We start from the raw sequence: 22,979 nt of genomic DNA on the forward strand, positions 1-22,979 counted from the left end.
GCAGCGTTGTCTGACGCCAATCTGATGCGCGGAACAAGGGTCCCAAGTCCGCGCATGGGCTACTCAGATGCCGTTGGTTAGCGCTCGATAGCCAGGCCGACGCCTTGTCCGCCACCAATGCACAAAGTGGCCAGTCCCTTCTTGCCGTCGCGACGGATCAGCTCGTGCACCAGCGACACCAAAATCCGTGCCCCTGACGCGCCGATCGGATGGCCAAGGGCGATCGCGCCGCCGTTGACGTTGACTTTGCTGGTGTCCCAACCCAACTCTTTGCCAACCGCCAGCGCCTGGGCGGCGAAGGCTTCATTGGCTTCGATCAGGTCCAGGTCCTCGACGCTCCAGCCGGCCTTTTGCAGGGTCAGGCGTGTAGCCGGGACCGGGCCGATGCCCATGATCGACGGGTCTACACCGGCGCTGGCATAGGCTTTGATGCGTGCCAGTACCGGAAGGCCGAGCGCTTGTGCTTTAGCGGCGCTGGCCAGCAACAGCACGGCCGCACCATCGTTGAGGGTCGAAGCGTTGCCGGCAGTCACGCTGCCGTCTTTCTGGAATGCCGGTTTGAGTTTTGCCAAGGCTTGCGCAGTACTGTCGATACGCGGCTGTTCGTCGGTGTCGAAGACTAGCGGTTCGCCCTTGCGCTGAGGAATCAGGATCGGGGTGATTTCGCTCTGGAAACGCCCGCCCTCAATGGCTGCGGCGGCCTTCTGTTGCGAGGCGGCAGCGAAGGTATCCTGTGCTTCACGAGAGATCTCGTACTTCTGCGCCAGATTCTCGGCGGTGATACCCATGTGATAGTCGTTGAAGGCGTCCCACAGGCCATCCTGGATCATGCTGTCTTGCAGTTGCGCATGGCCCATACGCAGGCCGGTGCGTGCCTTGGGCAGAACATAGGGGGCCAGACTCATATTTTCCTGACCTCCAGCGATTACCAGTTCCGCGTCGCCGCAACGGATTGCCTGGACGGCGAGATGGACCGCCTTGAGACCGGAGCCGCAGACCTTGTTCAAGGTCAGGGCAGGGGTGGTGTGTGGCAAACCGGCTTTGATCGCTGTCTGGCGTGCCGGGTTTTGCCCAGCACCGGCAGTGAGTACCTGGCCGAGGATCACTTCATCAATTTGAGCGGCATCGATACCCGTCTGCTCCAGCAAGCGGCGAATCACTGCGGCACCCAGTTCGGTCGCGGGAATAGCAGACAAAGCACCCTGGAAACTGCCAATGGCGGTACGAGTAGCGGCAACGATTACGACTTCGTTCATGCGTGACCTCATCGAAAAGACAAAATTCGTCAAGCAAACCAGGGCATTCCTGCCCTGATCGGGGTTATTGCATGTTCATGCCGCCGTTTACCGAGAAATCGGCACCGGTGCTGTAGGCAGACTCATCGGAAGCCAGCCAGGCCACGATAGAGGCGATCTCTTCGGGTTGGCCAAGGCGACCGACTGGAGTTGCAGCGATCATGCCTTCGAGAATGTCCGGGCGAATTGCCGCGGTCATGGAGGTCTGGATGTAGCCTGGGGATACGGTATTGACGGTCACGCCCTTGCCGGAGACTTCCCGGGCCAGTGCCATGGTGAAACCATGGATGCCAGCCTTGGCGGCGGAGTAGTTGGTCTGACCGAACTGGCCACGCTGACCGTTGATCGAGGAGATATTGATGATCCGCCCCCAACCGTTGGCCAGCATGCCTTCAATGACCTGCTTGGTGGTGTTGAACAAGCCCGTCAGGTTAGTCCCGATCACGCTGTTCCAGTCTTCCGGGGTGAGCTTGCGAAAAGACGCGTCGCGGGTGATGCCGGCGTTGTTGACCAGCACATCGATCGGGCCGAATTGTTCACGAGCCATCTCGAAAGCCTTGCGGGTTGACTCCCAATCGGTGACGTCACCATAGATGAACTCGAACTCATAACCCGCCTCCAGTTGGCTGGCACGCCAGTCGTTCTTGCGGCTGGAATCAGAGCTGCAGCCGACGATTACCTTGAATCCTTCCTTGTATAGACGTTGGCTGATTGCCGTACCGATACCGCCCATACCACCCGTTACCAAAGCAATGCGACTACGCGATTCCATACATCTACTCCATTTTTTTTGCGCTGCAGGAGAGAAGATTGTTCGATATCGACGGGCCGTGCGGAAGTGTTTGAAGGTGACGTTCTCCTGTCCATCGGTGCCACGCGGGTGTTTTGGCCTGCTGGCAAAAAAATGAGGAGTACCCATACTTGGATCAACTCTTAAAACTCAATGGATAGTTAATATTTCTGAAACACTGTTGAAATATGTTCAGCGCATGTCAGTATCGGCTCCGGACAGGACGTTCGGTTCCATTGGTCATTGAGGACGCCATGTATAGAATGAGTTCAGGTTATGCCAGCATGCTGGCGAATACGTTTTTGGCCCAAGGACTGGACCTTGACGGTCTGTGCCAGGAGGCGGGACTGGATGTCGAGTTCGTGGGTAAACCAGGAGCATTCTGCGAGCGAAGCGTTATCTATCGTCTTTGGGACCTGGCTGCTCAGGCTTCGGATGATCTGAATATCGGTTTGAAAGCCTACGGGGAATTCCATCCCAGTAGTTTTCAGATCGTGGGCTACACGATGATGTCCAGTTCGAATCTGAAAAGGGCGCTTGAACGTCTGGTTCGTTTCAGCCCGTTGATTGGTACCGGATTCAGCCTTTTCCTTGTCCAGGAGCAGCAGCATTACCGATTGGCCAGTCTCGATCATCAGCAACATGGCTCGGTCAAACCCCGGCAATACACGGATGCAGCCTTGGCTTCGCTGCTGGGTTTCTGCCATTGGCTGGCAGGTGGTAAGTCACCGCAACCGTTGAGTGTGGAGTTCACTTATCCCGAGCCTGAAGACACGTCGGAGCATCAGCGGCTTTTTGGCTGTCCGCTGAGTTTCGGGGCAGCATATGACAGCATCTTGTTCGATGGTCAGGCGCTTCTGAGTCCGTTGAGCATGGCCAACGAGGCGTTGGCCACACTCCATGACAGTTTTGCCGAGGCTCAATTGGACCTGTTGTCCGGTTACTTTATCGTTGGCAGGATTCGCGCGCTGATTACCGAGCGCTTGAGCCAGGGGCAAGGCCAAGGGCAATGTGATATGGAATCGATTGCGGCGGCACTGAATATCAGCAAGCGAACGCTTCAACGAGGCCTTGAGAAGGATGGCACGCAATTCAAGGACGTCCTGAACGATGTGCGCCGGCAGATGGCTGACTTCTATTTGCGCCATTCTCATTTCAACATGAAGCATGTGACTAGCCTGCTCGGCTTCCATGATCACAGCAGCTTCCATAAAGCATGCATCCGTTGGTTCGGTATGACCCCGGGTCAGTATCGAACCGACGAGTTGTCGCCTGTGGTCGAAAAAGTCGCGCGGGTCCGATCCATGACCCCCATCGGTCTGTACAGCGATCATAAGGTCGCAGGCTTCGCCGAACGGATACACCGCTAATCCCTTGTGAAGGGTCATTGAGGCTTGGGGCCTGTTGTACCTTTGCTAGCTTTGCGCTTCGGGGCTTTAACTACGATGGCGGGAGCCGGCAGTGGTGTGATCTGCGGCGACGGAGATGGCTGCGAAGGGGGCTCCTGCGGGATGACAACTGTTTCACTGGGTGGTTGGGTCAGGCTGAAGCCCGGCAGGGGGACTTCGAGCAACGCGTGCAGTTCACGCCAGAATTCGCCTTCAGCTCCAACGGTCGCTAGTAGTTCAGGCATCAATTGCCCAACGGCTGTCAGGACCTGTTGGCGTTCCTTTGCCTCAGGTAGCAACAAGGGCAGGCTGCGCAAGCTTTCTTGCGGGTGGGCGAAAACCAGCAGGTTCTGCAATCGGATGGCTTCGCGCAGGGCAGTGGGCTCATTGCTGTAGTCCTGGACCAGCAGGTGCACCTGCTGGACCAGCTTCTCGATGCTTTCCTTGCCCGCCTTGTCGCTGTCGCGGCCCAGCAGAAACAGAATCCGCACCAATGCTTCCAGGGGGCCGCCATGAGGCAGCGCATCCTGCAGGCGTTCGATCAGAGCCTGGTCCAGCTGGTCGGCATGTGCCTGGAGATTTCGCACAGGCTTGTTGCTGGTGAGGGCACTCAGTGCGCCGTAAATACCGTAAAAACACAGCTCCTGAGTGGCGTCACGCACATCGCGATAAGCATTCAGGGCGTCTTGCATCTGGTTGGAGAACAACGCTTGCCAGGCCAGCAACGGGTTGTCTTTGCGTGCAGGATGACGATCACTGCTCACTTGGGAGGCGGTCCCGGCCAACCACCACAGCGCCGGATTCAGGCTGCTCCATAGCACTTGCTGCTGATGGAAGGGGTGCGCCCTGCGCAACAGTTCGGCAATTGGCTCGTTGACGATCTGACGCAGCCACGGACGTATGAACCCGTCGTAAAACGCGCTGTTGATTTCAGAGGCGCGCTCCACCAGAGAGAATTCGCGATCGTCATCACGGGCCGGCTCGACGTCCTCATGGATATCGGCGATTCGCCTTGATTCGAAACGCACTCGGTATTGCATGTCATCGCTGCCTGAGGAGGTTGGCAGATCGTCAATCAGCATTTCATACAGTCCCGCCGGCAGCGCCTTGATGGTTTCGACCGCGCCGAGCATCCCACGGTGTTCGCGCCGCGCCACTTTGCCGGAAACAAAAATACCCAAATGGCCGATGCTGGCGTGCCGCAGGTAGACGATGGTACGTCCTGCATCATGCAAAGCGAGATCGCTGGGATAGGCATCGGCGATCCAGTTCATTGCCTGCTGCGGGGGGGTGATGTTGTCTCCGTAGGAGCAAAATACCACCACCGGTGCTTCGATACGTTTCAGGTCAATGCCGCTGCTCTTGCGGCCGAGGCCGCCGGACAACTGGTTGCCGATGAAAAGCTGATCGACAATCATCTCGATCTCTTCGCCATTAAGCAGGGTCGGGCTGCCCCACCAGCGTTCGAAGTCGAGGAAGCGCGCAGCCTCGCTGTCGACCTGGCTGAATAACTGGTAGTACTTGCCCCAATAGGTGTTGGCCGGGTCCAGGTTTTCGAAATTGCTGACCAGCCAGGTACCGTCGAAACGGTCATTGCCCAGGTCGCTGCCCAGGCGAGCCATCCAGCCGCCACCCAGCAGGCCACCGGTGTAGCGCATCGGATTGCGTCCATTGACACCGGCCCAGTACGACAAGGGGGCACCATTGATAATGATCAATCCCGGTAGTTCCGGCCGTGTTGCCGCCAGCCCCATCAAGGCCCAGCCGGCCTGGCAGTTGCCGATTATGATCGGCTTGCTGTTGGCCGGGTGAAGGGCGCTGACGACTTCGATGAACCGGGCCTGGGCTTCGACGATATCGGTCAGGGTTTGCCCAGGCAGCGGTGAGTGACTGAAGGAGATGAAATAGGTGGGGTGGCCGGCTCTGAGGCTTTCACCTAATACCGAATCCTGTTTGAAGCCGCCGATTCCGGAGCCGTGGCCGCCGCGTGGGTCAATGATGATCACCGGTTGGCCGTTGCTGTCGATTCTTTGCTCTGGTCCGGGGAGGATTTGCAGCAGTGAATAGTTGACCGGGCGTGGGAGATCGGAGCCGGCGATCAGGGTTTCATGATCGAACTTGAGCAGCAGTGGATACCCGGCGCGTTCATGGGCCTGCGTATTGTCGCCGCGCTGGCGCAGGGTGTCCCAGAACAGCAGGCTGCGTTGGCCGAGGTCGGTGAAGTATTCCTGCCAGTCAGTGGGCGTGGGTAGTCTGAGTTGACCCTGCTTCAGAAGCGTGAGGGTTTTTTCCTGGCGCTGGTGCAAGGCATCGAGGATGTTCTGGGTATTGAGGCGTTGCAGATGACTCAGGTGTTCGAACGGGCCGCGTTGATAGGAGGGTTTTTCATATTGCGATGCAATAATATCTTCCTGGCCCATGGTGATCTCCTGGCGTTATGCATGAGAAGCAGCTGCCTGCGCCTCTTTAATGAAGAGGGCTTGGCTGGCTGTTCGATGTTAGGAGTCTATAGCGAATAGAGGCAGGAGAAGAAATATTTTTGTGCACCGCACAAAAAAATCATTGCCAAACGAATTTGTGCACTGCAATATCAAGGCTAACGCGATGATCGGCAGGATCGCTATCGCGTCCTCAGGCCCATGTCGGCTTTTCAGAATCAGGAGATTCAAGCATGTCTTTTTTCAACTCGGAAAAATTGCAAGACGCTCAGAAAGCCAACCTCGACCTCCTGCAGCAAATCAGTGGCAAAGTCTTCGCCAGCGTTGAACAGCTCACCCAATTGCAGTTCAAGACTCTGCAGGCATCCACCGAGGAGCAGTTCGAAGGCATTCGCAAGCTGTTGGCAGTCCGTGATCTACAAGGGCTCGCTGAGCTCCAGACTTCTTTCACCCAGCCAAATGTGCAAGCCGAACGCCTGGCTGAGTTCAATCGCCAAGTGCAAGCGTTGATTGTCGGCACTCACTCGGAAATCGCCAAACTGACCTCGCGTCAGGTCGAGGTGGGTACCCAGCAGGTGCAAGAGTTCGTTGAAGTGATCAGCAAGAATGCACCGGCTGGCTCCGAGCCTGTTGTGGCCGCGTTCAAGTCGTCGCTGGCGAATGCCGGTACCGTTTTTGAAAGCGCACAGAACGCCGTAAAACAGGCTGCTGACGTTGCCCAGAGCGGTTTTGACGCAGCGACCGCCGCAGCCGGCAAAACCGCTCCTGGTGCCAAGGCTACAAGCGGTAACAAGTAAGTCACATTAGAGTGGTTACACTGATGGCGATGGGGTTACTCCCCATCGCCATTTTTTTTCGGCCCGCCGCCGGCACCTGGCATGCCGCCGAACAGGCCGAAGAGGTTCTGAGTGTTCAGGTAGAGGGCTTTTGACTGGTCGACATACTGGCGCATCAAATCCTGCATGACCGGTGCTTGCTGGTGCATGAACTCGCTCCAGGCTTCAGAGGACTGAGCGCCGGTCTGGGACTGGATGTCGATGACCGCCTGGATGCTTTTATCCAGGTAGCTGCCGAGGACGCTCTGGTAGGGACCGTAAAACTGGATAATCCCCATGAGCATCTCACTGGAGAATATCGGCTCACCGCCACTTTCGGCTTCCAGAATGACCTGCAGCAAAATGCTTCGGGTCAGATCCTCGCCAGTCTTGGCGTCGACCACCTCGAACGGGATTCTATCGACGACCAATTGGCGTATATCCGCAAGGGTCAGATGACTGCTGGTGTGCGTGTCATACAGTCGGCGATTCGGGTACTTTTTGATCAGACGGGTGGTGTTCCGACTGTTATCTGTCATGCGGGGCTACTCACAGCGAGCCTGATTTACAGGCATCTTATCCTACTCTGAGCACTGTCACTCCAATGCATCGCCTCACGTGGCACGAGCTGGGTGGTCAGCGTAAGAGCTTTCTTCATCTTTTGAGTGATGAGTTTGCGAGGCTGGCCACTTCGAGGCAGGGTCGTTCAATCCCTCAAGACCCACCTCCGGATAGCGCTTTAGCCATTTGAACACCACAGATTCTGAGATCTGGGCTGATTGCTGATGTCTCTGGGCGTTAATCCAACACTGTGCACCTGTTCCTAAATTGGCTAAGCAAAGCTGAGCAAACAGGGCACGCTTCTGTGATCGGCCTTTTTGTGGGGATGCGTGAATCGCCCCAGGTTTTGTAGACACCTCTATGCCTGGATAAAGCGCTACAGCAAACCTCAAGAAAAACAGCAGCAAGGCGATGATCAGCACGCTGAACTGCGCCGTCTGCGAGCGTAACTCAAGCGGGTCACTGATTAGGCTGAATGCCATGTTGCGGGACGGCACCGAATGGCGGTGACGAGTGGCATGGTGAAGACAGTTGCTCCCACATTTGATCTGTTGTGAACACAATATCTGTATTCAACGAAGATCCAGTGTGGGAGCGGGCTTGCTCGCGAAGGGGGCACCGCGGTCTACCGGGCGAACCGCGCCGGCCAGCCAACAATGTTCTTCGGCCGCGGCGTCGCATACGTCCGCACCTTTGATGTCGACAGTCTCAACCGCACCAGCGATTCGGCAATGGTCACCGCCGCCGTCACCCCATCCACCACCGGTACCCCGGTACGCCGGCGAATCTGCTCGTCCAGCCCAGCCATGCCGCCGCAGCCCAGGCAAATCACTTCGGCCTTGTCCTGGGTCACCGCCAGTTCGGCCTGATGCACGATGGCCTCCAGTGCGCGCTGCGGTTCGTGCTCCAGTTCCAGCACTGCCAATCCACTGGCCCGAACCGAGGCGCAACGGTCCCAGAGGCCGGAGAGCTTGAGGCGATCTTCGATCAGCGGCACGGTGCGGTCGAGGGTGGTGACCACGGAATAGGCGTGGCCGAGAAACATCGCCGTGCTGGCGGCGGCATCGGTGATGTCCACCACCGGCACATTGAGCAGTTCCTGCAAGCCTTCACGGCCGTGCTCGCCGTAGCCGGCCTGGATCACGGCGTCGAACGGCTGGTCATAGGACATTACCCGGTCCATGACCGCGATGGCCGCCAGGTAACTCTCGAAATTGCCTTCGATGGAGTCGGCGCCGAAGTGCGGGGTGAGGCCGACGATTTCCGTGCCGGGCGACGCGACGGCCTGCGCCGAGCGGGCGATGGCCTGGGTGATGGATTCGGTGGTGTTGACGTTGACCACGAGAATGCGCATGGGGAGTCCTTATTGCAGTTGGTTCTGCGGCCCGACAACGCCGGGCCGCGACAGGATCAGTGGCTGACGTTGTCGACCGCGATGGCTTCGCCGCTGACATCGGCGTAGAGCGGTTGGCGCTTGGCGATGATCAGGTAGAGCATCCCGGCGATGCCGGCACCAATCAGCCAGGAGAACGGCGACACGCTGTGGAACCCCGGTACCAGGGCCAGGACGATGGCGATCAGGGCGGCGGGAATGAACGCCGCCACGGCGCGCAAATTGACCCCGCGACTGTAGTAATACGCGCCGTTCGGGTCTTCGCTGTACAACTGCGGCACGTTGACCTGGCCTTTTCGCACCAGCCAGTAGTCGACCATGATCACCCCGTACAACGGGCCGAGCAGGGCACCGAGGCCGGACAGGAAATACACGATCACCAGCGGACTGTTGTAGAGGTTCCACGGCAGGATCAGCACGGCGATGGTCGCGCTGATCAGCCCGGCGCGGCGGAAGGTCAGGTACTTGGGCGCCAGGTTGCTGAGTACGAACGCCGGGGCGACGAAGTTGGCCATGATGTTCACCGCCACGGTGACGATCAGGAATGCCAGGCAGCCGAGCACCAGGAAGAAGGTATTGGGGATCGAGGCGATGATTTCGGTCGGGCTTTCGATGATCCGGCCATTGATCTGAAATTGCGCGCCGCACAGCAGGACCGTGATGCTGGCGAACACCAGGATATTCACCGGCAAGCCCCAGAAATTTCCGACCTTGATGGTTTTACGGCACGGTGAAGAGCGGGCGAAGTCGCAGAAGTTGAGGATCAAGGTGCCGTAGATCGCTAACCACAGTGCGCCACCGGCAAAGATGTTGCGCCACATCTCACCGCCAGTCAGCGGCTCGCGAATTGACCAGGCAATGGTCGCATCGGCCTGGGTGTACATCCACGCGGCGAGGGCGGCGACGGTCAGCAGAATCACCGGGCCGGCAAATGCCTCGTAGCGCCGCACCATCTCCATGCCATAGGCAAGGATCGCCAGTTGCACGAACCAGATCGCGACGAAACACACCCAGCCCAGGGTCGACAGGCCGAGGATCGAGTCGTGGTCGTAGTCGGCGAACCCGGGATGGACCGCCGTCAACAACACGCGAAAAACCACGGACGCAAGGTACGTCTGAATACCGAACCAGGCGATGGCGATAACGGCGCGGATCAACGCAGGAATCTGCGCACCGTGAATACCGAAACTGATCCGGCTGATGACCGGAAACGGCACCCCGGTTTTCTGGCCCATGTAGCCAGACAGGTTCATGAAGAAGTAAACCAGCGCCGCACCGATCCCCAGGGACAGCAGGATCTGCCAGCCACCCAGACCCAAAGCGTACAGACCGATGGCAAACGAGTAGTTGGCAATGTTGTGAACGTCGTTGGTCCACAGGGCAAAGATGCTGTAGCGGCCCCAGCGCCGACCTTCGGACTTGGTCGGTGCCAGGTCCTTGTTGTGCAGTCGGGGGCTGAGCACCACGGGGGCGTGATGCGCCTGATTCTCGGCGGTGTGGGTGGTATGGGAAGAGGGTAGATCCAGCGCGATGTTGTTATTAGAGAGACTAGTACGCATTCCGGCAGGCTCCTGATGCTCGACGCCGCGATGACTGTGCATGAGCGTTGGCTCGACAAATCTTCGTCGCGGGTGGCGAATATCATTGGTTACGGGGCATCTGCAGCCTGTACGGGATAGGGCGCTTCAGGCTTGCGGATCTAAAGTGTGTGTATGTTTTGAATTGATTGTATACAAAACATGTATGCACTTAAGCTAGATCCATGCCAGTCGGGAGTCCTATGAAACGTGCTGCTCATTTCGTTTTGTTATGGCTTTTCGCCAAATTGCTGAAAAATAGACAATATAAATTGACCGATTGAACAGGTATTTATTTTCAGGAGGGGATTCAGAGAAGCGTGGCGACGCCAGGCAGGCGGGGGAATGTAACTTTTGGGGGCGCGGAAACAAAAAAGTGCACACAGAAATGGCACCGATGGTGACATTTCTGTGTACAAATTTTTGTAGGAGCGAGCTTGCTCGCGATGGTCGTCAACGAGAACGCTGTAACCCTGACACCCCGTGGCGCTCTCGGGTTTATCGCGAGCAAGCTCGCTCCTACAGGGGTTAGGCTTTCGACTTGCTGATGATATTCCCCGCATGCAACCCGCATTCCTTCTGCGTCGCTTCTTCCCACCACCAACGGCCTTCGCGCTCATGTTGGTTTGGCAGAACCGGGCGGGTGCAGGGTTCGCAGCCGATGCTGATGAAACCGCGTTCGTGCAGGCTGTTGTACGGCAGTTCCAGCATGCGGATGTAGCCCCAGATCTCTTCGCTGGTCATTTGCGCCAGCGGGTTGAACTTGTACAGGGTGCGTTCCGGGGTGGAGAACGCGGTGTCGATTTCCATCACCGCGACGGCGCTGCGGGTGCCGGGGCTCTGGTCCCGGCGCTGGCCGGTGGCCCAGGCTTTCACGCCGGACAGCTTGCGACGCAGCGGTTCGATCTTGCGGATGCCGCAGCATTCGCCATGGCCGTCCTTGTAGAAGCTGAACAGGCCTTTTTCCTTCACGAACGGTTCGAGTTTGGTGTAGTCCGGCGACACCAGTTCGATGTCGATCTTGTAGTGCTCGCGCACCTGATCGATGAAACGATACGTCTCTGGGTGCAAGCGGCCGGTGTCGAGGCTGAACACCTTGACGTTCTTGTTCAGCTTCCAGGCCATGTCCACCAGCACCACGTCCTCGGCGCCACTGAAAGATATCCACAGGTCATCGCCGAACTCGGCAAAAGCGAGTTTCAGAATGTCCTGGGCGGATTTGTTGGCATAGGTCGTGGCGAGTTCCACGACGTCGAACGTTGGGCTCATCAGGGTGGCTTCCTACAGGTCGGTGGCGCTGGGCGCTCTATATGGGGTCGATGGTAACAAAAAGCTGCACGGGCCGGGGCATCCTCTGCGTTGCGCAGGCAGGCCCGAGTCGCTAGAGTTCGGCAGTCTTTTTGCTCGCTCGACTCAATAATCAATACAAATGGGAGTGTCTTGTGGAAATTGCCTGTCTGGATCTTGAAGGTGTGCTGGTTCCGGAAATCTGGATCGCCTTCGCCGAAAAAACCGGGATCGAATCCCTCAGGGCCACCACCCGGGACATTCCCGACTACGACGTGCTGATGAAGCAGCGCCTGCGGATTCTCGACGAGCACGGCCTGAAGCTCTCCGACATTCAGGAAGTGATCGCCACGCTCAAGCCGCTGGACGGCGCCATCGAGTTCGTCGACTGGCTGCGCGAGCGCTTCCAGGTGGTGATCCTGTCGGACACCTTCTACGAGTTCTCCCAGCCGCTGATGCGTCAACTGGGTTTCCCGACCTTGCTCTGCCATCGCCTGATTACTGACGATAGCGGGCGAGTCACTGGCTACCAGTTGCGTCAGAAAGATCCCAAGCGTCAGTCGGTCCTGGCCTTCAAGAGCCTCTATTACCGGGTGATCGCGGCGGGGGATTCCTACAACGACACCACGATGCTGGGCGAGGCCGATGCCGGGATTCTGTTCCATGCGCCGGATAACGTGATTGCGCAGTTCCCGCAATTCCCGGCGGTGCACACGTTTGAAGAGCTGAAGCAGGAGTTCATCAAGGCTTCGAATCGCACTTTGAGCCTGTAAGTACATTTCCTGTAGGAGCGAGCTTGCTCGCGATGGTCGTCAACGATAACGCGGCAAGCCTGACACCCCGCAGCGTTTTCAGGTTCATCGCGAGCAAGCTCGCTCCTACAGGGACGGATGTGGTGTCAGAGGTTCTGCAAGGTTTCGAGCAGTACCTTCACCTTGGTGATCGACTCCTGATACTCAGCCTGCCACTCCGAATCCGCAACAATCCCGCCACCGCCCCAGCAACACACCTGTCCGTCCTTGACCAGCAAACTACGGATGGCGATGGAGCTGTCCATCTCGCCGCGCACGTCCAGGTACAGCAATGAACCGCAATACAGCCCGCGCCGGGTCGGTTCCAGCTCATCGATGATCTGCATGGCGCGAATCTTTGGCGCACCGGTAATCGAGCCGCCGGGGAAGCTGCCGGCGATCAGGTCCATGGCATCGCGCTCATCCGCCAGTTCACCGGTGACGCTGCTCACCAGGTGGTGCACGTTCGGATAGCTTTCCAGGCTGAACAGTTCCGGCACCCGTACCGAACCGGTACGGCAGGTACGACCGAGGTCATTGCGCAGCAGATCGACAATCATCAGGTTTTCCGCGCGATCCTTGGGGCTGGCCAGCAATTCGGCGGCGTTCGCGGTGTCTTGCTCAGGCGTCAGGCCCCGCGGGCGGGTGCCCTTGATCGGACGGGTTTCCACATGGCCCTGACTGACTTTGACGAAGCGTTCCGGCGACAGGCTGAGTACGGCATCGCCGTCAGGCAAGCTCTGGAAACCGGAAAAAGGCGTCGGGCACGCAGCTCGCAGCGCGCAGTAAGCGGCCCACGGATCACCCTGGCAGGGTGCGCGAAACCGTTGGGCGAAATTGACCTGATAACAGTCGCCGGCCTGAATGTATTGCTGGATGCGCTCGATGGCCTGTTGATACTGGTCAGCGCTCAGGTCGGCAGTCATCGGGGTGAGCAGTTTGAAGGGCGCGACCACTTCCGGCGCAGACTGGCTAAACAGGTCAATCAGGCGCTGACGCTCGCTGTCGGGCAGAGTCGGGTGGAACACCAATTGACTGGTCTGCGAAAGGTGATCGCTGATCAATGCCCAGGTGTACAAGCCGAAACGCGCGTCGGGCAGATGCAGGTCGTCCCGCGCCTGGCTCGGCAGGCGCTCCAGATGCCGGCCGAAGTCGTAACTCAGGTAGCCGATCAATCCACCGGCAAACGGCAACTCATAAGGTGCCGGCAGAGTGGCTTCGCCCAGACGCGTCAGGTTATCGCGCAGGCGTTGCAGGAAAGCGTCGCCACTTTCGTCGGGCGATACCGTCAATTGTTCCAGCGGCCAGGCGCTGAGCAGGTCATAGCGACCGCGGTCGGCGCTGGGGCGGCCACTGTCGAGCAGCACGGCACCGGGAGCATGGCGAATCGCCGCGAAGTATTCGGCGGGATTGGCGCGATAGGGCAGCGGGTGTACGGAACAGGTCAACATGGGCGGGGGAAGTCAGCCATCGAGGCGGGGTGGCGATTGTAGTCCTCTGCAGGATTTGGTCCTAGAGGGATCTTGGAAAGAGCTAAGTTTGCAGCGGCTGTATGAAACCTGTGGCGAGGGATCAGCCTTCAACCGCAGGAATATGCCCAAACATCTCCTGCACAAACGCCACGCGCTCTTCGACCGATTCAGTCACGCCACGAGCCTTGAGGTCTTCCAGTCGCGCCTCGACCGCATGAGTACGCAACGTCAGGCCGCAGTCATTGGCAATCTGGATGTTCAGCCCCGGGCGGGCGTTGAGCTCCAGAATCAGCGGGCCTTTTTCCTGGTCCAGGACCATGTCGACACCGATGTAGCCCAACCCGCACAACTCATAACAGCCAGCGGCGAGTTTCATGAAGCCGTCCCAGTAGGGCAGTTGCACGCCATCCACTGCATTCGTGGTGTCCGGGTGTTTGTTGATGATGTTGTTCAGCCAGGTGCCGCGCAGGGTCAGGCCGGTGGCCAGGTCAACGCCGACACCGATGGCACCCTGGTGCAGGTTGGCCTTGCCATTGGACTGGCGCGTCGGCAGGCGCAACATGGCCATCACCGGGTAGCCCATCAAAACAATGATGCGAATGTCCGGCACGCCTTCATAGCTGATGCTTTTGAAGATCTGGTCCGGAATCACTCGGTACTCGATCAGCGCCCGGTCGCGGTGACCGCCCAGGGAGTACAGGCCGGTCAGGATGCTGGAAATCTGATGCTCGATTTCTTCATGGCTGATGATCCGTCCGGACACCGAGCGATATCGGCCTTCAAAACGGTCGGCGATCACCAGGATGCCATCGCCGCCAGCGCCCTGGGCCGGTTTGATCACGAAGTCAGTGCGCGCGCCGATGATCTCTTCGAGATTGTCGATTTCCTTCTCGGTGGAGATCACGCCATACAGCTCGGGCACATGGATGCCGGCGGCGATGGCGCGCTCCTTGGTGATGATCTTGTCATCGACGATCGGGTACAGGCTGCGCTTGTTGTACTTGAGCACGTAGTCTGCGTTGCGCCGATTGATCCCCATGATGCCCCGGGCTTCCAGGGCCTTCCAGGTCTTCCAGAGGCCGAACATCAGGCGTCAGCCTTTTTCAGGAAGGCCTTGAAGCGCACCAGTTCGGTCAGGCGATAACCGCGATAACGACCCATGGCCAGCATGAAGCCTACCAGGATCAGCAGGATCGCCGGGAAAGTGAACACGAAGTACACCAGTTCCGGCACGGTCATGATCAGGTGTGCCAGGGACGCGGCGAACAGCGTGCCGATCGCCACTTTCATGGCATGGCCACCGCCGCGCTCTTCCCAGGTGATCGACAGGCGTTCGATGGTCATGGTCAGGATCACCATCGGGAACAGCGCCACCGACAAGCCGCGCTCCAGGCCGAGTTTATGGCTGAACAGGCTGATCGCCGCAATCAGCACCACCACGAACGTCAGCACCACCGACAGCCTCGGCAGCATTTGCAGTTTCAGGTGTTCGAGGTAGGAGCGTAGCGACAGGCCCAGCGCCGTGATGATGGTAAACAGCATGATACCGAAGCCGAGCTGGGTTTCGCGGAAGGCCAGGGCGATCAGCACCGGGGTGAAGGTGCCCAGGGTCTGGATGCCGATCAGGTTGCGCAGGATCAGGATCACCAGCACGCCGATCGGGATCATCACCATGATCATGAAGGTCTGCTGGGTTTGCAGCGGTAGGCCGTACAACGAGTACTCGAGGAAGTTGGCGTCGGTGTTTTCATCAGTCAGCTTGGCCAGGCGAATGGCGTTCATTTCGCTGTTGTTCAGGCTGAAGGTCACGTTGGCTTTCTTGCCGCCATCGACAGTGATCAGGTTTTCGTCGCCGGTCCACCACAGCAGGCGGTCGGTCGGCAGGCCCTGTTCACCGGTTTCCGGGTTGAAGTACAGCCAGTTGGTGCCGTTGAAGCTGCGCAGCCACAGTTCCGGCACTTGCGGCTGGTCGGCCACCAGGCGGATGGTGTGGACCTTCTCGATCGGCACGTGGGCGATGGACAGCAGCAATTCGACGATTTTCGCCTTGTGCGCAGTGGATGGATCACCGGCCAGCAGCAGTTTCACGTTGTCATCGTTGAGGTTGTTGACCCGCTTGATGGCTTCGCCGACAAAGGTTTCGACGTCGGCCGAGTGCTGGCGAATCGGTGCGAGCAGGGCTTCGGCGGCGATTTTTTCCGGGCCTTCGATGGTCATGCTGTCGCGAAAGGTCGGGCCTTTGATCTTGGCTTTCTCACCGGAATAACGCTTGGTCAGCACCAGGCGGTAATACAGCGTCTGATTGCCTTTGGCCCGGCGTGCCGACCAGGTGACCTTGCGGTTGCCGTCGACCCGGTTCACGGCCACGCCGTAGTTGTTGGAGATGAAGCTCTCGTTGAGGCTGACGAAGTCGCGGCTCAGCGGTGGCACGAACATCTGGATCTTGACCGGGTCCTTGGCACTGGCGACGAACTCGACCTTGGCGTCGATGTTCCACAGGTCGTCGGTGGCGTCTTCGGTCACCGGGATGCCCAGCACGAAGATCTGATAGGCCGTAACTGAAATGCCCAGCACCACCAGGATGGCGATCAGCAGTTTCAGGTGAAGGGTAAGAGAGCGCATTGAAATTACTCGGCGGTATGAGCGTCGGTGGTGCAGGCAGGTTTGCCGGCAGCATATTTAAGGCTGGGGTCAACCAGTGCATCGAAGCGCTTGAGTGCTTCGGAGCCAATCAGTAGCGGGTATTGGAAAGCGCTGCGGTCGGTCAGGTTCACTTCGATGCTGCGCAGGGCCGAGCCCATGCAGATGTCCAGTTCGATCACCGGGCGGGCGGTGTACTTCTTGCCCTCTTCGGGGTCGTAGTCGCCGGCCCGGCGCTTGATCTTGCTGACACGGGCCAGCGGGCGTTCGATCGGGTGCGAATGGGCGGCGTCGATGGCCAGGTAAAAGCGCACCCACGACTCGCCGTTGCGTTTGAAGCGTTTGATATCCCGTGCACTCAGGGAAGCGGTTTTCGCCCCGGTGTCGAGTTTGGCCGCCACTTCCAGATCGATACCATTGAGCGATGCGTACTCATTGAGGCCATACACGGTCTTTTCCCCGGCGATTGCGAAGCCGGGCAGGCAAAGGAAATAAAGGAAGGTAGGGAAGGGCTTGAGTCTCATAAATCCTGGTGCGCAGCGGTCCGACTTGATTCAAGGCCCTGGCATCGCTGCGCAAGCTCCCTCGTATGCCTGGCAGGGTTTTATGACAGGCAGTGCAGATGTGACAAACAAATGCGGGCGGCATTCTAGCACGGTGGTTTGATGGCGCCAGCGCTGGCCGGTGGCTATAACCTTAGGGGCTTGCTTCGTTATGGTGCAGCCGGTTATCAGAAGATTGTCGACAATATCGATTTATCCTTTGACTGTATCGTCTGTATTCGTTAGTTTTTACGGCACTTGCTTACAAGGTGTCGACAATATGCTGGATCAACTCGATCCCCCGGTTTCTACGCAAGACGATACGGAGACACTTTCCGAGAACGTCTTCCGCCGCATTCAAGCGGCCATCGTCAAGGGCGATATAGCACCGGGCAGCAAAATCTCCGAACCGGAACTGGCGCGCACCTACGGCATCAGCCGGGGCCCGTTGCGCGAGGCCATCCACCGTCTGGAAGGCCAGCGCCTGCTGGTTCGCGTGCCGCATGTCGGCGCACGGGTGGTGTCGCTCAATCACGCCGAACTGATTGAGCTATACGAAATCCGCGAATCCCTGGAAGGCATGGCCTGTCGCCTGGCCGCCGAACGCATGAGCCTCGAAGAAATCGACGAACTGCGTCGGGTCCTGGAAACCCACGAGCGCGATGAAGCGTTTCAGGCCGGCCGGGGCTACTACCAGCAGGAAGGCGATTTCGACTTCCACTACCGAATCATCCAGGGCAGCGGCAACCGCACGCTGACCCAGATGCTCTGCGGCGAGCTGTATCAACTGGTGCGCATGTACCGCATCCAGTTTTCCACCACGCCCAATCGCCCGCACCAGGCGTTTGCCGAGCACCACCGAATTCTCGATGCCATTGCCGACCGTGACGGTGAACTGGCCGAGTTGTTGATGCGCCGTCACATCGGCGCCTCCAAACGCAACATCGCCCGTCATTACCAGGACGGCGTCAACCCGACAGCCAAACGAGGTGAGTCATGAGTTTGAACAAGAGCACTCCAGGCCAGCGTTTCCGCGATGCGGTCGCCAGCGAGCATCCATTGCAAGTGGTCGGCGCGATCAACGCCAACCATGCGCTGCTGGCCAAGCGCGCCGGTTTCAAGGCGATCTACCTGTCGGGTGGCGGGGTGGCTGCCGGCTCCCTCGGCGTGCCGGACCTGGGCATCACCGGTCTGGATGACGTGCTGACCGACGTGCGCCGTATCACCGATGTCTGCGACCTGCCGCTGCTGGTGGACGTGGACACCGGTTTCGGTTCCTCGGCGTTCAACGTCGCTCGCACCGTCAAGTCGATGATCAAGTTCGGCGCGGCGGCGATTCACATCGAAGACCAGGTTGGCGCCAAGCGCTGCGGTCACCGTCCTAATAAAGAGATTGTGACCCAGCAGGAAATGGTCGACCGCATCAAGGCCGCCGTCGATGCGCGTACCGATGACAGCTTCGTGATCATGGCCCGTACCGACGCCCTGGCGGTGGAAGGTCTGGAGTCTGCCCTGGATCGCGCCGCCGCGTGCATCGAGGCCGGCGCCGACATGGTGTTCCCGGAAGCCATCACTGAGCTTGAAATGTACAAGCTGTTCGCCAGCCGTGTGAAAGCGCCGATCCTGGCCAACATCACTGAGTTCGGCGCGACGCCGCTGTACACCACCGAACAACTGGCCGCTGCCGACGTATCCCTGGTGCTGTACCCGCTGTCGGCGTTCCGCGCCATGAACAAGGCTGCAGAAAACGTCTACACCGCGATTCGTCGCGATGGCACGCAACAGAACGTCATCGACACCATGCAGACCCGCATGGAGCTTTACGATCGCATCGACTACCACACCTTCGAGCAGAAACTCGATGCGTTGTTCGCCGCGAAGAGGTAGGAGCAAGCTTGCTCGCGATGGTCGTTAACGATGACGCGGGAAAATTGGCACCCCGTGGTATTCGGTCCACCATCGCGAGCAAGCTCGCTCCTACAGGACCGGGATGATTCCCGCCCCGTGTATTTGCCGATTTCCTAACAAATTCAAGAATATTGGAGACAAAAATGGCCGAAGCAAAAGTACTCAGTGGCGCCGGGCTCCGTGGCCAGGTAGCCGGGCAAACCGCTCTGTCCACCGTGGGCCAGTCGGGTGCCGGTCTGACCTATCGTGGTTATGACGTTCGTGAACTGGCGGCAGACGCGCAGTTTGAAGAAGTCGCCTACCTGCTGCTGTACGGCGAACTGCCGAGCAAAGCACAACTGAACGCCTACATCGCCAAGCTGAGCAAGCTGCGTGACCTGCCGCAAGCGCTGAAAGAAGTGCTGGAACGCATCCCCGCCGACGCCCACCCGATGGACGTGATGCGTACTGGCTGCTCGTTCCTGGGCAACCTGGAGCCGGAGAACAACTTCTCCGAGCAACACGACAAGACTGACCGCCTGCTGGCCGCGTTCCCGGCGATCATGACCTACTGGTATCGCTTCAGCCACGAAGGCAAGCGCATCGATTGCGTGAGCGACGAGCAGTCCATCGGCGGCCACTTCCTGCACCTGCTGCACGGCAAGAAACCGAGCGAGTTGCACGTCAAGGTGATGAACGTTTCGCTGATCCTCTACGCGGAGCACGAATTCAACGCGTCGACCTTCACCGCACGTGTTTGCGCGTCGACCCTGTCCGACCTGTATTCGTGCATCACCGCGGCCATCGGCTCGCTGCGCGGCCCGCTGCACGGCGGCGCCAACGAAGCGGCGATGGAAATGATCGAGCGTTTTTCGTCGCCGGAAGACGCGATCAAGGGCACCCTCGGCATGCTTGAGCGCAAGGACAAGATCATGGGCTTCGGCCACGCGATCTATAAGGACAACGATCCGCGCAACGAGGTGATCAAGGGCTGGTCGAAAAAACTCGCCGACGAAGTGGGCGACAAGGTGTTGTTCCCGGTGTCCGAAGCCATCGACAAGACCATGTGGGAGCAGAAGAAACTGTTCCCGAACGCCGACTTCTACCATGCCTCGGCGTACCACTTCATGGGCATCCCGACCAAGTTGTTCACACCGATCTTCGTCTGCTCGCGCCTGACCGGCTGGGCCGCCCACGTGTACGAACAACGTGCCAACAACCGCATCATCCGTCCAAGCGCCGAGTACACCGGCGTTGAGCAGCGCAAGTTCGTACCAATCGAACAACGCTGAATGGTGGAGGTTTGACGCAGGGATCTGAATTCAACGCAGATCCCTGTAGGAGCGAGCCTGCTCGCGATGGTGTGCCATTCACACTGGTGTCGTCTGACACACCATCGCGAGCAGGCTCGCTCCTACAGTTGGTTGTGTTGATTTCGATACCTGTGCCAGGCCCCACCTTTTGTAACTACCGTGACCGAGTCCTGACGATGAACACTGAATTCCGTAAATCGCTGCCCGGCAGCCACCTGGATTACTTCGACGTCCGCGCGGCAGTCGAGGCGATCCAGCCTGGCGCCTACGACACCCTGCCGTACACCTCCCGTGTGCTGGCGGAAAACCTTGTGCGTCGCTGCGACCCGGCCACGCTCACCGAATCCCTGAAGCAATTCATCGAGCGCAAGCGCGACCTCGACTTCCCGTGGTTCCCGGCCCGCGTGGTGTGCCACGACATTCTCGGCCAGACCGCGCTGGTCGACCTCGCCGGCCTGCGTGACGCCATCGCCCTGCAAGGCGGTGACCCTGCGCAAGTCAACCCGGTGGTGCCGACCCAACTGATCGTCGACCACTCCCTGGCCGTCGAGCGCGGTGGTTTCGATCCAGAGGCGTTCGAGAAGAACCGCGCCATCGAAGACCGTCGCAACGAAGACCGTTTCCACTTCATCAACTGGACCAAGAAGGCGTTCAAGAACGTCGACGTGATCCCGCCGGGCAACGGCATCATGCACCAGATCAACCTGGAGAAAATGTCTCCGGTGATCCAGGTGCGTGACGGTGTGGCCTTCCCTGATACCTGCGTCGGCACCGACAGCCACACCCCGCACGTCGATGCGTTGGGCGTGATCGCCATCGGTGTCGGTGGTCTCGAAGCCGAAAGCGTGATGCTCGGCCGCGCGTCGTGGATGCGTCTGCCGGAAAGCGTTGGCGTTGAACTGACTGGCAAGCTGCAACCGGGCATCACCGCCACCGACATGGTGCTGGCGCTGACCGAGTTCCTGCGCAAGCAAAAAGTGGTTGGCGCATGGCTGGAATTCTTCGGCGAAGGTGCCTCCGCGCTGACCCTCGGCGACCGCGCGACCATCTCCAACATGGCCCCGGAATACGGCGCCACCGCGGCGATGTTCTATATCGACCAGCAGACCATCGACTACCTCAAGCTCACCGGCCGTGAAGACGAGCAGGTGCAGTTGGTCGAGAACTACGCCAAACAGGTCGGCCTGTGGGCTGACAGCCTCAAAGGCGCGCAGTACGAGCGCGGCCTGACGTTCGACCTGTCTTCGGTCGTGCGCAACATGGCTGGCCCGAGCAACCCGCACGCTCGTGTAGCGGTTTCTGATCTGGCGGCCAAAGGCATCTCCGGCCACTGGGATGATGTGCCTGGTCAAATGCCGGATGGTGCGGTGATCATCGCCGCCATCACCAGCTGCACCAATACCAGCAACCCGCGCAACGTGATTGCCGCCGGCCTGCTGGCGCGCAACGCCAACAAACTCGGCCTGACCCGCAAGCCATGGGTCAAGTCGTCCCTGGCGCCGGGCTCGAAAACCGTGGCGCTTTACCTCGATGAAGCCGGTTTGACCGATGAGCTGGAACAGCTCGGTTTCGGCGTCGTGGCCTTCGCCTGCACCACCTGCAACGGCATGTCCGGCGCACTGGACCCGGTGATCCAGCAAGAGATCATCGACCGCGACCTGTACGCCACTGCCGTGTTGTCCGGTAACCGTAACTTCGACGGGCGGATTCACCCGTACGCCAAGCAGGCGTTCCTGGCTTCGCCGCCACTGGTGGTCGCTTACGCCATCGCCGGCACCATCCGTTTCGACATCGAAAAAGATGTGCTGGGCGTGGTGGATGGCAAGGAAATCCGCCTGAAAGACATCTGGCCGAGCGACGAAGAAATCGACGCAGTGGTGAAAGCCTCGGTCAAACCTGAGCAGTTCCGCCAGGTCTACATCCCGATGTTCGCCATCCACGAAGACACCGGTCCGAAAGTCGCGCCGCTGTACGAGTGGCGCGAGATGAGCACCTACATCCGCCGTCCGCCGTACTGGGAAGGTGCGCTGGCCGGTGCCCGTCCGCTCAAGGGCATGCGTCCGCTGGCCGTGCTGCCGGACAACATCACCACCGATCACCTGTCGCCGTCCAACGCCATCATGCTCGACAGCGCCGCTGGCGAATACCTGGCGAAAATGGGCCTGCCGGAAGAGGACTTCAACTCTTACGCGACTCACCGTGGTGACCACCTGACTGCGCAGCGCGCAACCTTCGCCAACCCGAAACTGTTCAACGAAATGGTTCAGGAAAACGGCAAGGTCAAGCAGGGTTCGCTGGCCCGTGTCGAGCCGGAAGGCAAAGTGATGCGCATGTGGGAAGCCATCGAAACCTACATGGATCGCAAGCAGCCGCTGATCATCATCGCAGGTCAAGACTACGGTCAGGGTTCGTCCCGCGACTGGGCGGCCAAGGGCGTGCGTCTGGCGGGTGTGGAAGCGATTGCCGCCGAAGGTTTCGAACGCATTCACCGCACCAACCTGGTGGGTATGGGTGTGTTGCCTCTGGAATTCAAAGCGGGCACCAACCGCCACACCCTGGCCATCGACGGCAGCGAAACCTACGACGTGATTGGCGACCGCACCCCGCGTGCCGAGCTGACACTGGTGATTCATCGCAAGAATGGCGAGCGCGTCGATGTGCCGGTGACCTGCCGCCTCGACACCGCTGAAGAAGTGTCGATCTACGAGGCCGGCGGCGTGTTGCAACGCTTCGCCCAGGACTTCCTCGAAGAATCGGCGGTTGCCGTCTAAAACGCTGCACAGACATGGG

At 59.2% G+C, this 22,979-nt stretch carries 18 protein-coding genes and 1 pseudogene; 7 read left to right on the forward strand and 12 right to left on the reverse strand.

Features of this window, described 5'->3' with window-relative positions; genetic code table 11:
* Positions 1-77: 77 nt before the first annotated feature.
* A complete protein-coding gene (locus AC3ITY_RS08900; RefSeq protein WP_477752573.1) occupies positions 78-1,256 on the reverse strand; it encodes an acetyl-CoA C-acetyltransferase in 1,179 nt (392 codons plus the stop codon).
* Positions 1,257-1,320: 64 nt separating this feature from the next.
* The gene (gene phbB / locus AC3ITY_RS08905) at positions 1,321-2,067 is read right to left on the reverse strand and encodes an acetoacetyl-CoA reductase (RefSeq protein WP_489308471.1); all 747 of its coding nucleotides are present in this window, start codon (positions 2,065-2,067) and stop codon (positions 1,321-1,323) included.
* Between the two features lie 272 nt (positions 2,068-2,339).
* Here phbB and AC3ITY_RS08910 point away from each other — a divergent pair, with 272 nt between their 5' ends.
* On the forward strand, positions 2,340-3,455 hold the full coding sequence (locus AC3ITY_RS08910) for an AraC family transcriptional regulator (protein ID WP_489308472.1): 1,116 nt from the start codon (positions 2,340-2,342) through the stop codon (positions 3,453-3,455).
* Positions 3,456-3,469: 14 nt separating this feature from the next.
* On the opposite strand, the gene AC3ITY_RS08915 is transcribed toward AC3ITY_RS08910, so the two are convergent.
* A complete protein-coding gene (locus AC3ITY_RS08915; protein WP_489308473.1) occupies positions 3,470-5,893 on the reverse strand; it encodes a DUF3141 domain-containing protein in 2,424 nt (807 codons plus the stop codon).
* A gap of 251 nt (positions 5,894-6,144) precedes the next feature.
* Here AC3ITY_RS08915 and phaP point away from each other — a divergent pair, with 251 nt between their 5' ends.
* Complete coding sequence (gene phaP, locus AC3ITY_RS08920; protein WP_489308474.1) at positions 6,145-6,708, forward strand: TIGR01841 family phasin; 564 nt, start codon at positions 6,145-6,147, stop codon at positions 6,706-6,708.
* Positions 6,709-6,743: 35 nt separating this feature from the next.
* Here phaP and phaR read toward each other — a convergent pair whose 3' ends face one another.
* From phaR to AC3ITY_RS08945, 5 genes and pseudogenes are all read right to left on the reverse strand, one after another.
* Positions 6,744-7,265 carry a polyhydroxyalkanoate synthesis repressor PhaR gene (gene phaR, locus AC3ITY_RS08925; RefSeq protein WP_489308475.1) on the reverse strand — a complete coding sequence of 174 codons (522 nt, stop codon included), beginning with the start codon at positions 7,263-7,265 and terminating at the stop codon, positions 6,744-6,746.
* A gap of 59 nt (positions 7,266-7,324) precedes the next feature.
* Positions 7,325-7,531: pseudogene (locus AC3ITY_RS08930) on the reverse strand (helix-turn-helix domain-containing protein); the annotation flags it as partial.
* A gap of 381 nt (positions 7,532-7,912) precedes the next feature.
* Positions 7,913-8,641 carry an aspartate/glutamate racemase family protein gene (locus AC3ITY_RS08935; protein ID WP_489308477.1) on the reverse strand — a complete coding sequence of 243 codons (729 nt, stop codon included), beginning with the start codon at positions 8,639-8,641 and terminating at the stop codon, positions 7,913-7,915.
* Between the two features lie 56 nt (positions 8,642-8,697).
* Positions 8,698-10,239 carry an NCS1 family nucleobase:cation symporter-1 gene (locus AC3ITY_RS08940; protein ID WP_489308479.1) on the reverse strand — a complete coding sequence of 514 codons (1,542 nt, stop codon included), beginning with the start codon at positions 10,237-10,239 and terminating at the stop codon, positions 8,698-8,700.
* Positions 10,240-10,785: 546 nt separating this feature from the next.
* The gene (locus tag AC3ITY_RS08945) at positions 10,786-11,526 is read right to left on the reverse strand and encodes a phosphoadenylyl-sulfate reductase (protein WP_007971943.1); all 741 of its coding nucleotides are present in this window, start codon (positions 11,524-11,526) and stop codon (positions 10,786-10,788) included.
* Between the two features lie 173 nt (positions 11,527-11,699).
* Between AC3ITY_RS08945 and thrH the strand changes: the two genes are divergently transcribed.
* Positions 11,700-12,317: a bifunctional phosphoserine phosphatase/homoserine phosphotransferase ThrH gene (gene thrH, locus AC3ITY_RS08950; protein WP_489308482.1), complete on the forward strand. Its 618-nt coding sequence runs from the start codon at positions 11,700-11,702 to the stop codon at positions 12,315-12,317.
* 125 nt (positions 12,318-12,442) lie between these two features.
* Here thrH and pabB read toward each other — a convergent pair whose 3' ends face one another.
* From pabB to rloA, 4 genes are all read right to left on the reverse strand, one after another.
* Positions 12,443-13,786: an aminodeoxychorismate synthase component I gene (gene pabB / locus AC3ITY_RS08955; protein ID WP_489308484.1), complete on the reverse strand. Its 1,344-nt coding sequence runs from the start codon at positions 13,784-13,786 to the stop codon at positions 12,443-12,445.
* Positions 13,787-13,907: 121 nt separating this feature from the next.
* Positions 13,908-14,894, reverse strand: coding sequence for an alpha-L-glutamate ligase-like protein (locus AC3ITY_RS08960; RefSeq protein ID WP_489308486.1), 987 nt, complete (start codon positions 14,892-14,894; stop codon positions 13,908-13,910).
* A complete protein-coding gene (gene rloB, locus AC3ITY_RS08965; protein WP_223533930.1) occupies positions 14,894-16,429 on the reverse strand; it encodes an osmotic stress tolerance membrane protein RloB in 1,536 nt (511 codons plus the stop codon). Before rloB ends, AC3ITY_RS08960 begins: the two co-directional genes overlap by 1 nt.
* 5 nt (positions 16,430-16,434) lie before the next feature.
* Positions 16,435-16,971 (reverse strand): retropepsin-like aspartic peptidase RloA, encoded by a 537-nt coding sequence (rloA, locus tag AC3ITY_RS08970; protein WP_223461380.1) that lies wholly within the window; start codon positions 16,969-16,971, stop codon positions 16,435-16,437.
* A gap of 298 nt (positions 16,972-17,269) precedes the next feature.
* Here rloA and AC3ITY_RS08975 point away from each other — a divergent pair, with 298 nt between their 5' ends.
* The 4 genes from AC3ITY_RS08975 (at position 17,270) to acnD (ending at position 22,960) form a co-directional block, all read left to right on the forward strand.
* Positions 17,270-17,989, forward strand: coding sequence for a GntR family transcriptional regulator (locus tag AC3ITY_RS08975; RefSeq protein ID WP_223533929.1), 720 nt, complete (start codon positions 17,270-17,272; stop codon positions 17,987-17,989).
* Positions 17,986-18,876 (forward strand): methylisocitrate lyase, encoded by an 891-nt coding sequence (prpB, locus tag AC3ITY_RS08980; protein ID WP_489308490.1) that lies wholly within the window; start codon positions 17,986-17,988, stop codon positions 18,874-18,876. The genes AC3ITY_RS08975 and prpB overlap by 4 nt, the downstream gene beginning before the upstream one ends.
* Positions 18,877-19,040: 164 nt before the next feature.
* Positions 19,041-20,168, forward strand: coding sequence for a bifunctional 2-methylcitrate synthase/citrate synthase (prpC, locus tag AC3ITY_RS08985; protein WP_007971533.1), 1,128 nt, complete (start codon positions 19,041-19,043; stop codon positions 20,166-20,168).
* Positions 20,169-20,365: 197 nt separating this feature from the next.
* Entirely contained in the window at positions 20,366-22,960 is a 2,595-nt protein-coding gene (gene acnD / locus AC3ITY_RS08990) for a Fe/S-dependent 2-methylisocitrate dehydratase AcnD (RefSeq protein ID WP_489308492.1), read from the forward strand.
* The last annotated feature ends 19 nt before the right edge of the window (positions 22,961-22,979 follow it).

This window comes from Pseudomonas sp. GL_091, from assembly GCF_057837725.1.

Excerpts from the sequence above, each read along its gene's own strand:
- AC3ITY_RS08910 (WP_489308472.1), top strand. The coding sequence starts at position 2,340 with ATGTATAGAATGAGTTCAGGTTATGCCAGCATGCTGGCGAATACGTTT.
- phaP (WP_489308474.1), top strand. The coding sequence starts at position 6,145 with ATGTCTTTTTTCAACTCGGAAAAATTGCAAGACGCTCAGAAAGCCAAC.
- AC3ITY_RS08915 (WP_489308473.1), bottom strand. The coding sequence starts at position 5,893 with ATGGGCCAGGAAGATATTATTGCATCGCAATATGAAAAACCCTCCTAT.
- rloA (WP_223461380.1), bottom strand. The coding sequence starts at position 16,971 with ATGAGACTCAAGCCCTTCCCTACCTTCCTTTATTTCCTTTGCCTGCCC.
- phbB (WP_489308471.1), bottom strand. The coding sequence starts at position 2,067 with ATGGAATCGCGTAGTCGCATTGCTTTGGTAACGGGTGGTATGGGCGGT.
- AC3ITY_RS08975 (WP_223533929.1), top strand. The coding sequence starts at position 17,270 with ATGCTGGATCAACTCGATCCCCCGGTTTCTACGCAAGACGATACGGAG.
- AC3ITY_RS08945 (WP_007971943.1), bottom strand. The coding sequence starts at position 11,526 with ATGAGCCCAACGTTCGACGTCGTGGAACTCGCCACGACCTATGCCAAC.
- AC3ITY_RS08940 (WP_489308479.1), bottom strand. The coding sequence starts at position 10,239 with ATGCGTACTAGTCTCTCTAATAACAACATCGCGCTGGATCTACCCTCT.
- AC3ITY_RS08900 (WP_477752573.1), bottom strand. The coding sequence starts at position 1,256 with ATGAACGAAGTCGTAATCGTTGCCGCTACTCGTACCGCCATTGGCAGT.
- pabB (WP_489308484.1), bottom strand. The coding sequence starts at position 13,786 with ATGTTGACCTGTTCCGTACACCCGCTGCCCTATCGCGCCAATCCCGCC.
- rloB (WP_223533930.1), bottom strand. The coding sequence starts at position 16,429 with ATGCGCTCTCTTACCCTTCACCTGAAACTGCTGATCGCCATCCTGGTG.
- prpC (WP_007971533.1), top strand. The coding sequence starts at position 19,041 with ATGGCCGAAGCAAAAGTACTCAGTGGCGCCGGGCTCCGTGGCCAGGTA.
- phaR (WP_489308475.1), bottom strand. The coding sequence starts at position 7,265 with ATGACAGATAACAGTCGGAACACCACCCGTCTGATCAAAAAGTACCCG.
- prpB (WP_489308490.1), top strand. The coding sequence starts at position 17,986 with ATGAGTTTGAACAAGAGCACTCCAGGCCAGCGTTTCCGCGATGCGGTC.
- acnD (WP_489308492.1), top strand. The coding sequence starts at position 20,366 with ATGAACACTGAATTCCGTAAATCGCTGCCCGGCAGCCACCTGGATTAC.
- AC3ITY_RS08935 (WP_489308477.1), bottom strand. The coding sequence starts at position 8,641 with ATGCGCATTCTCGTGGTCAACGTCAACACCACCGAATCCATCACCCAG.
- AC3ITY_RS08960 (WP_489308486.1), bottom strand. The coding sequence starts at position 14,894 with ATGTTCGGCCTCTGGAAGACCTGGAAGGCCCTGGAAGCCCGGGGCATC.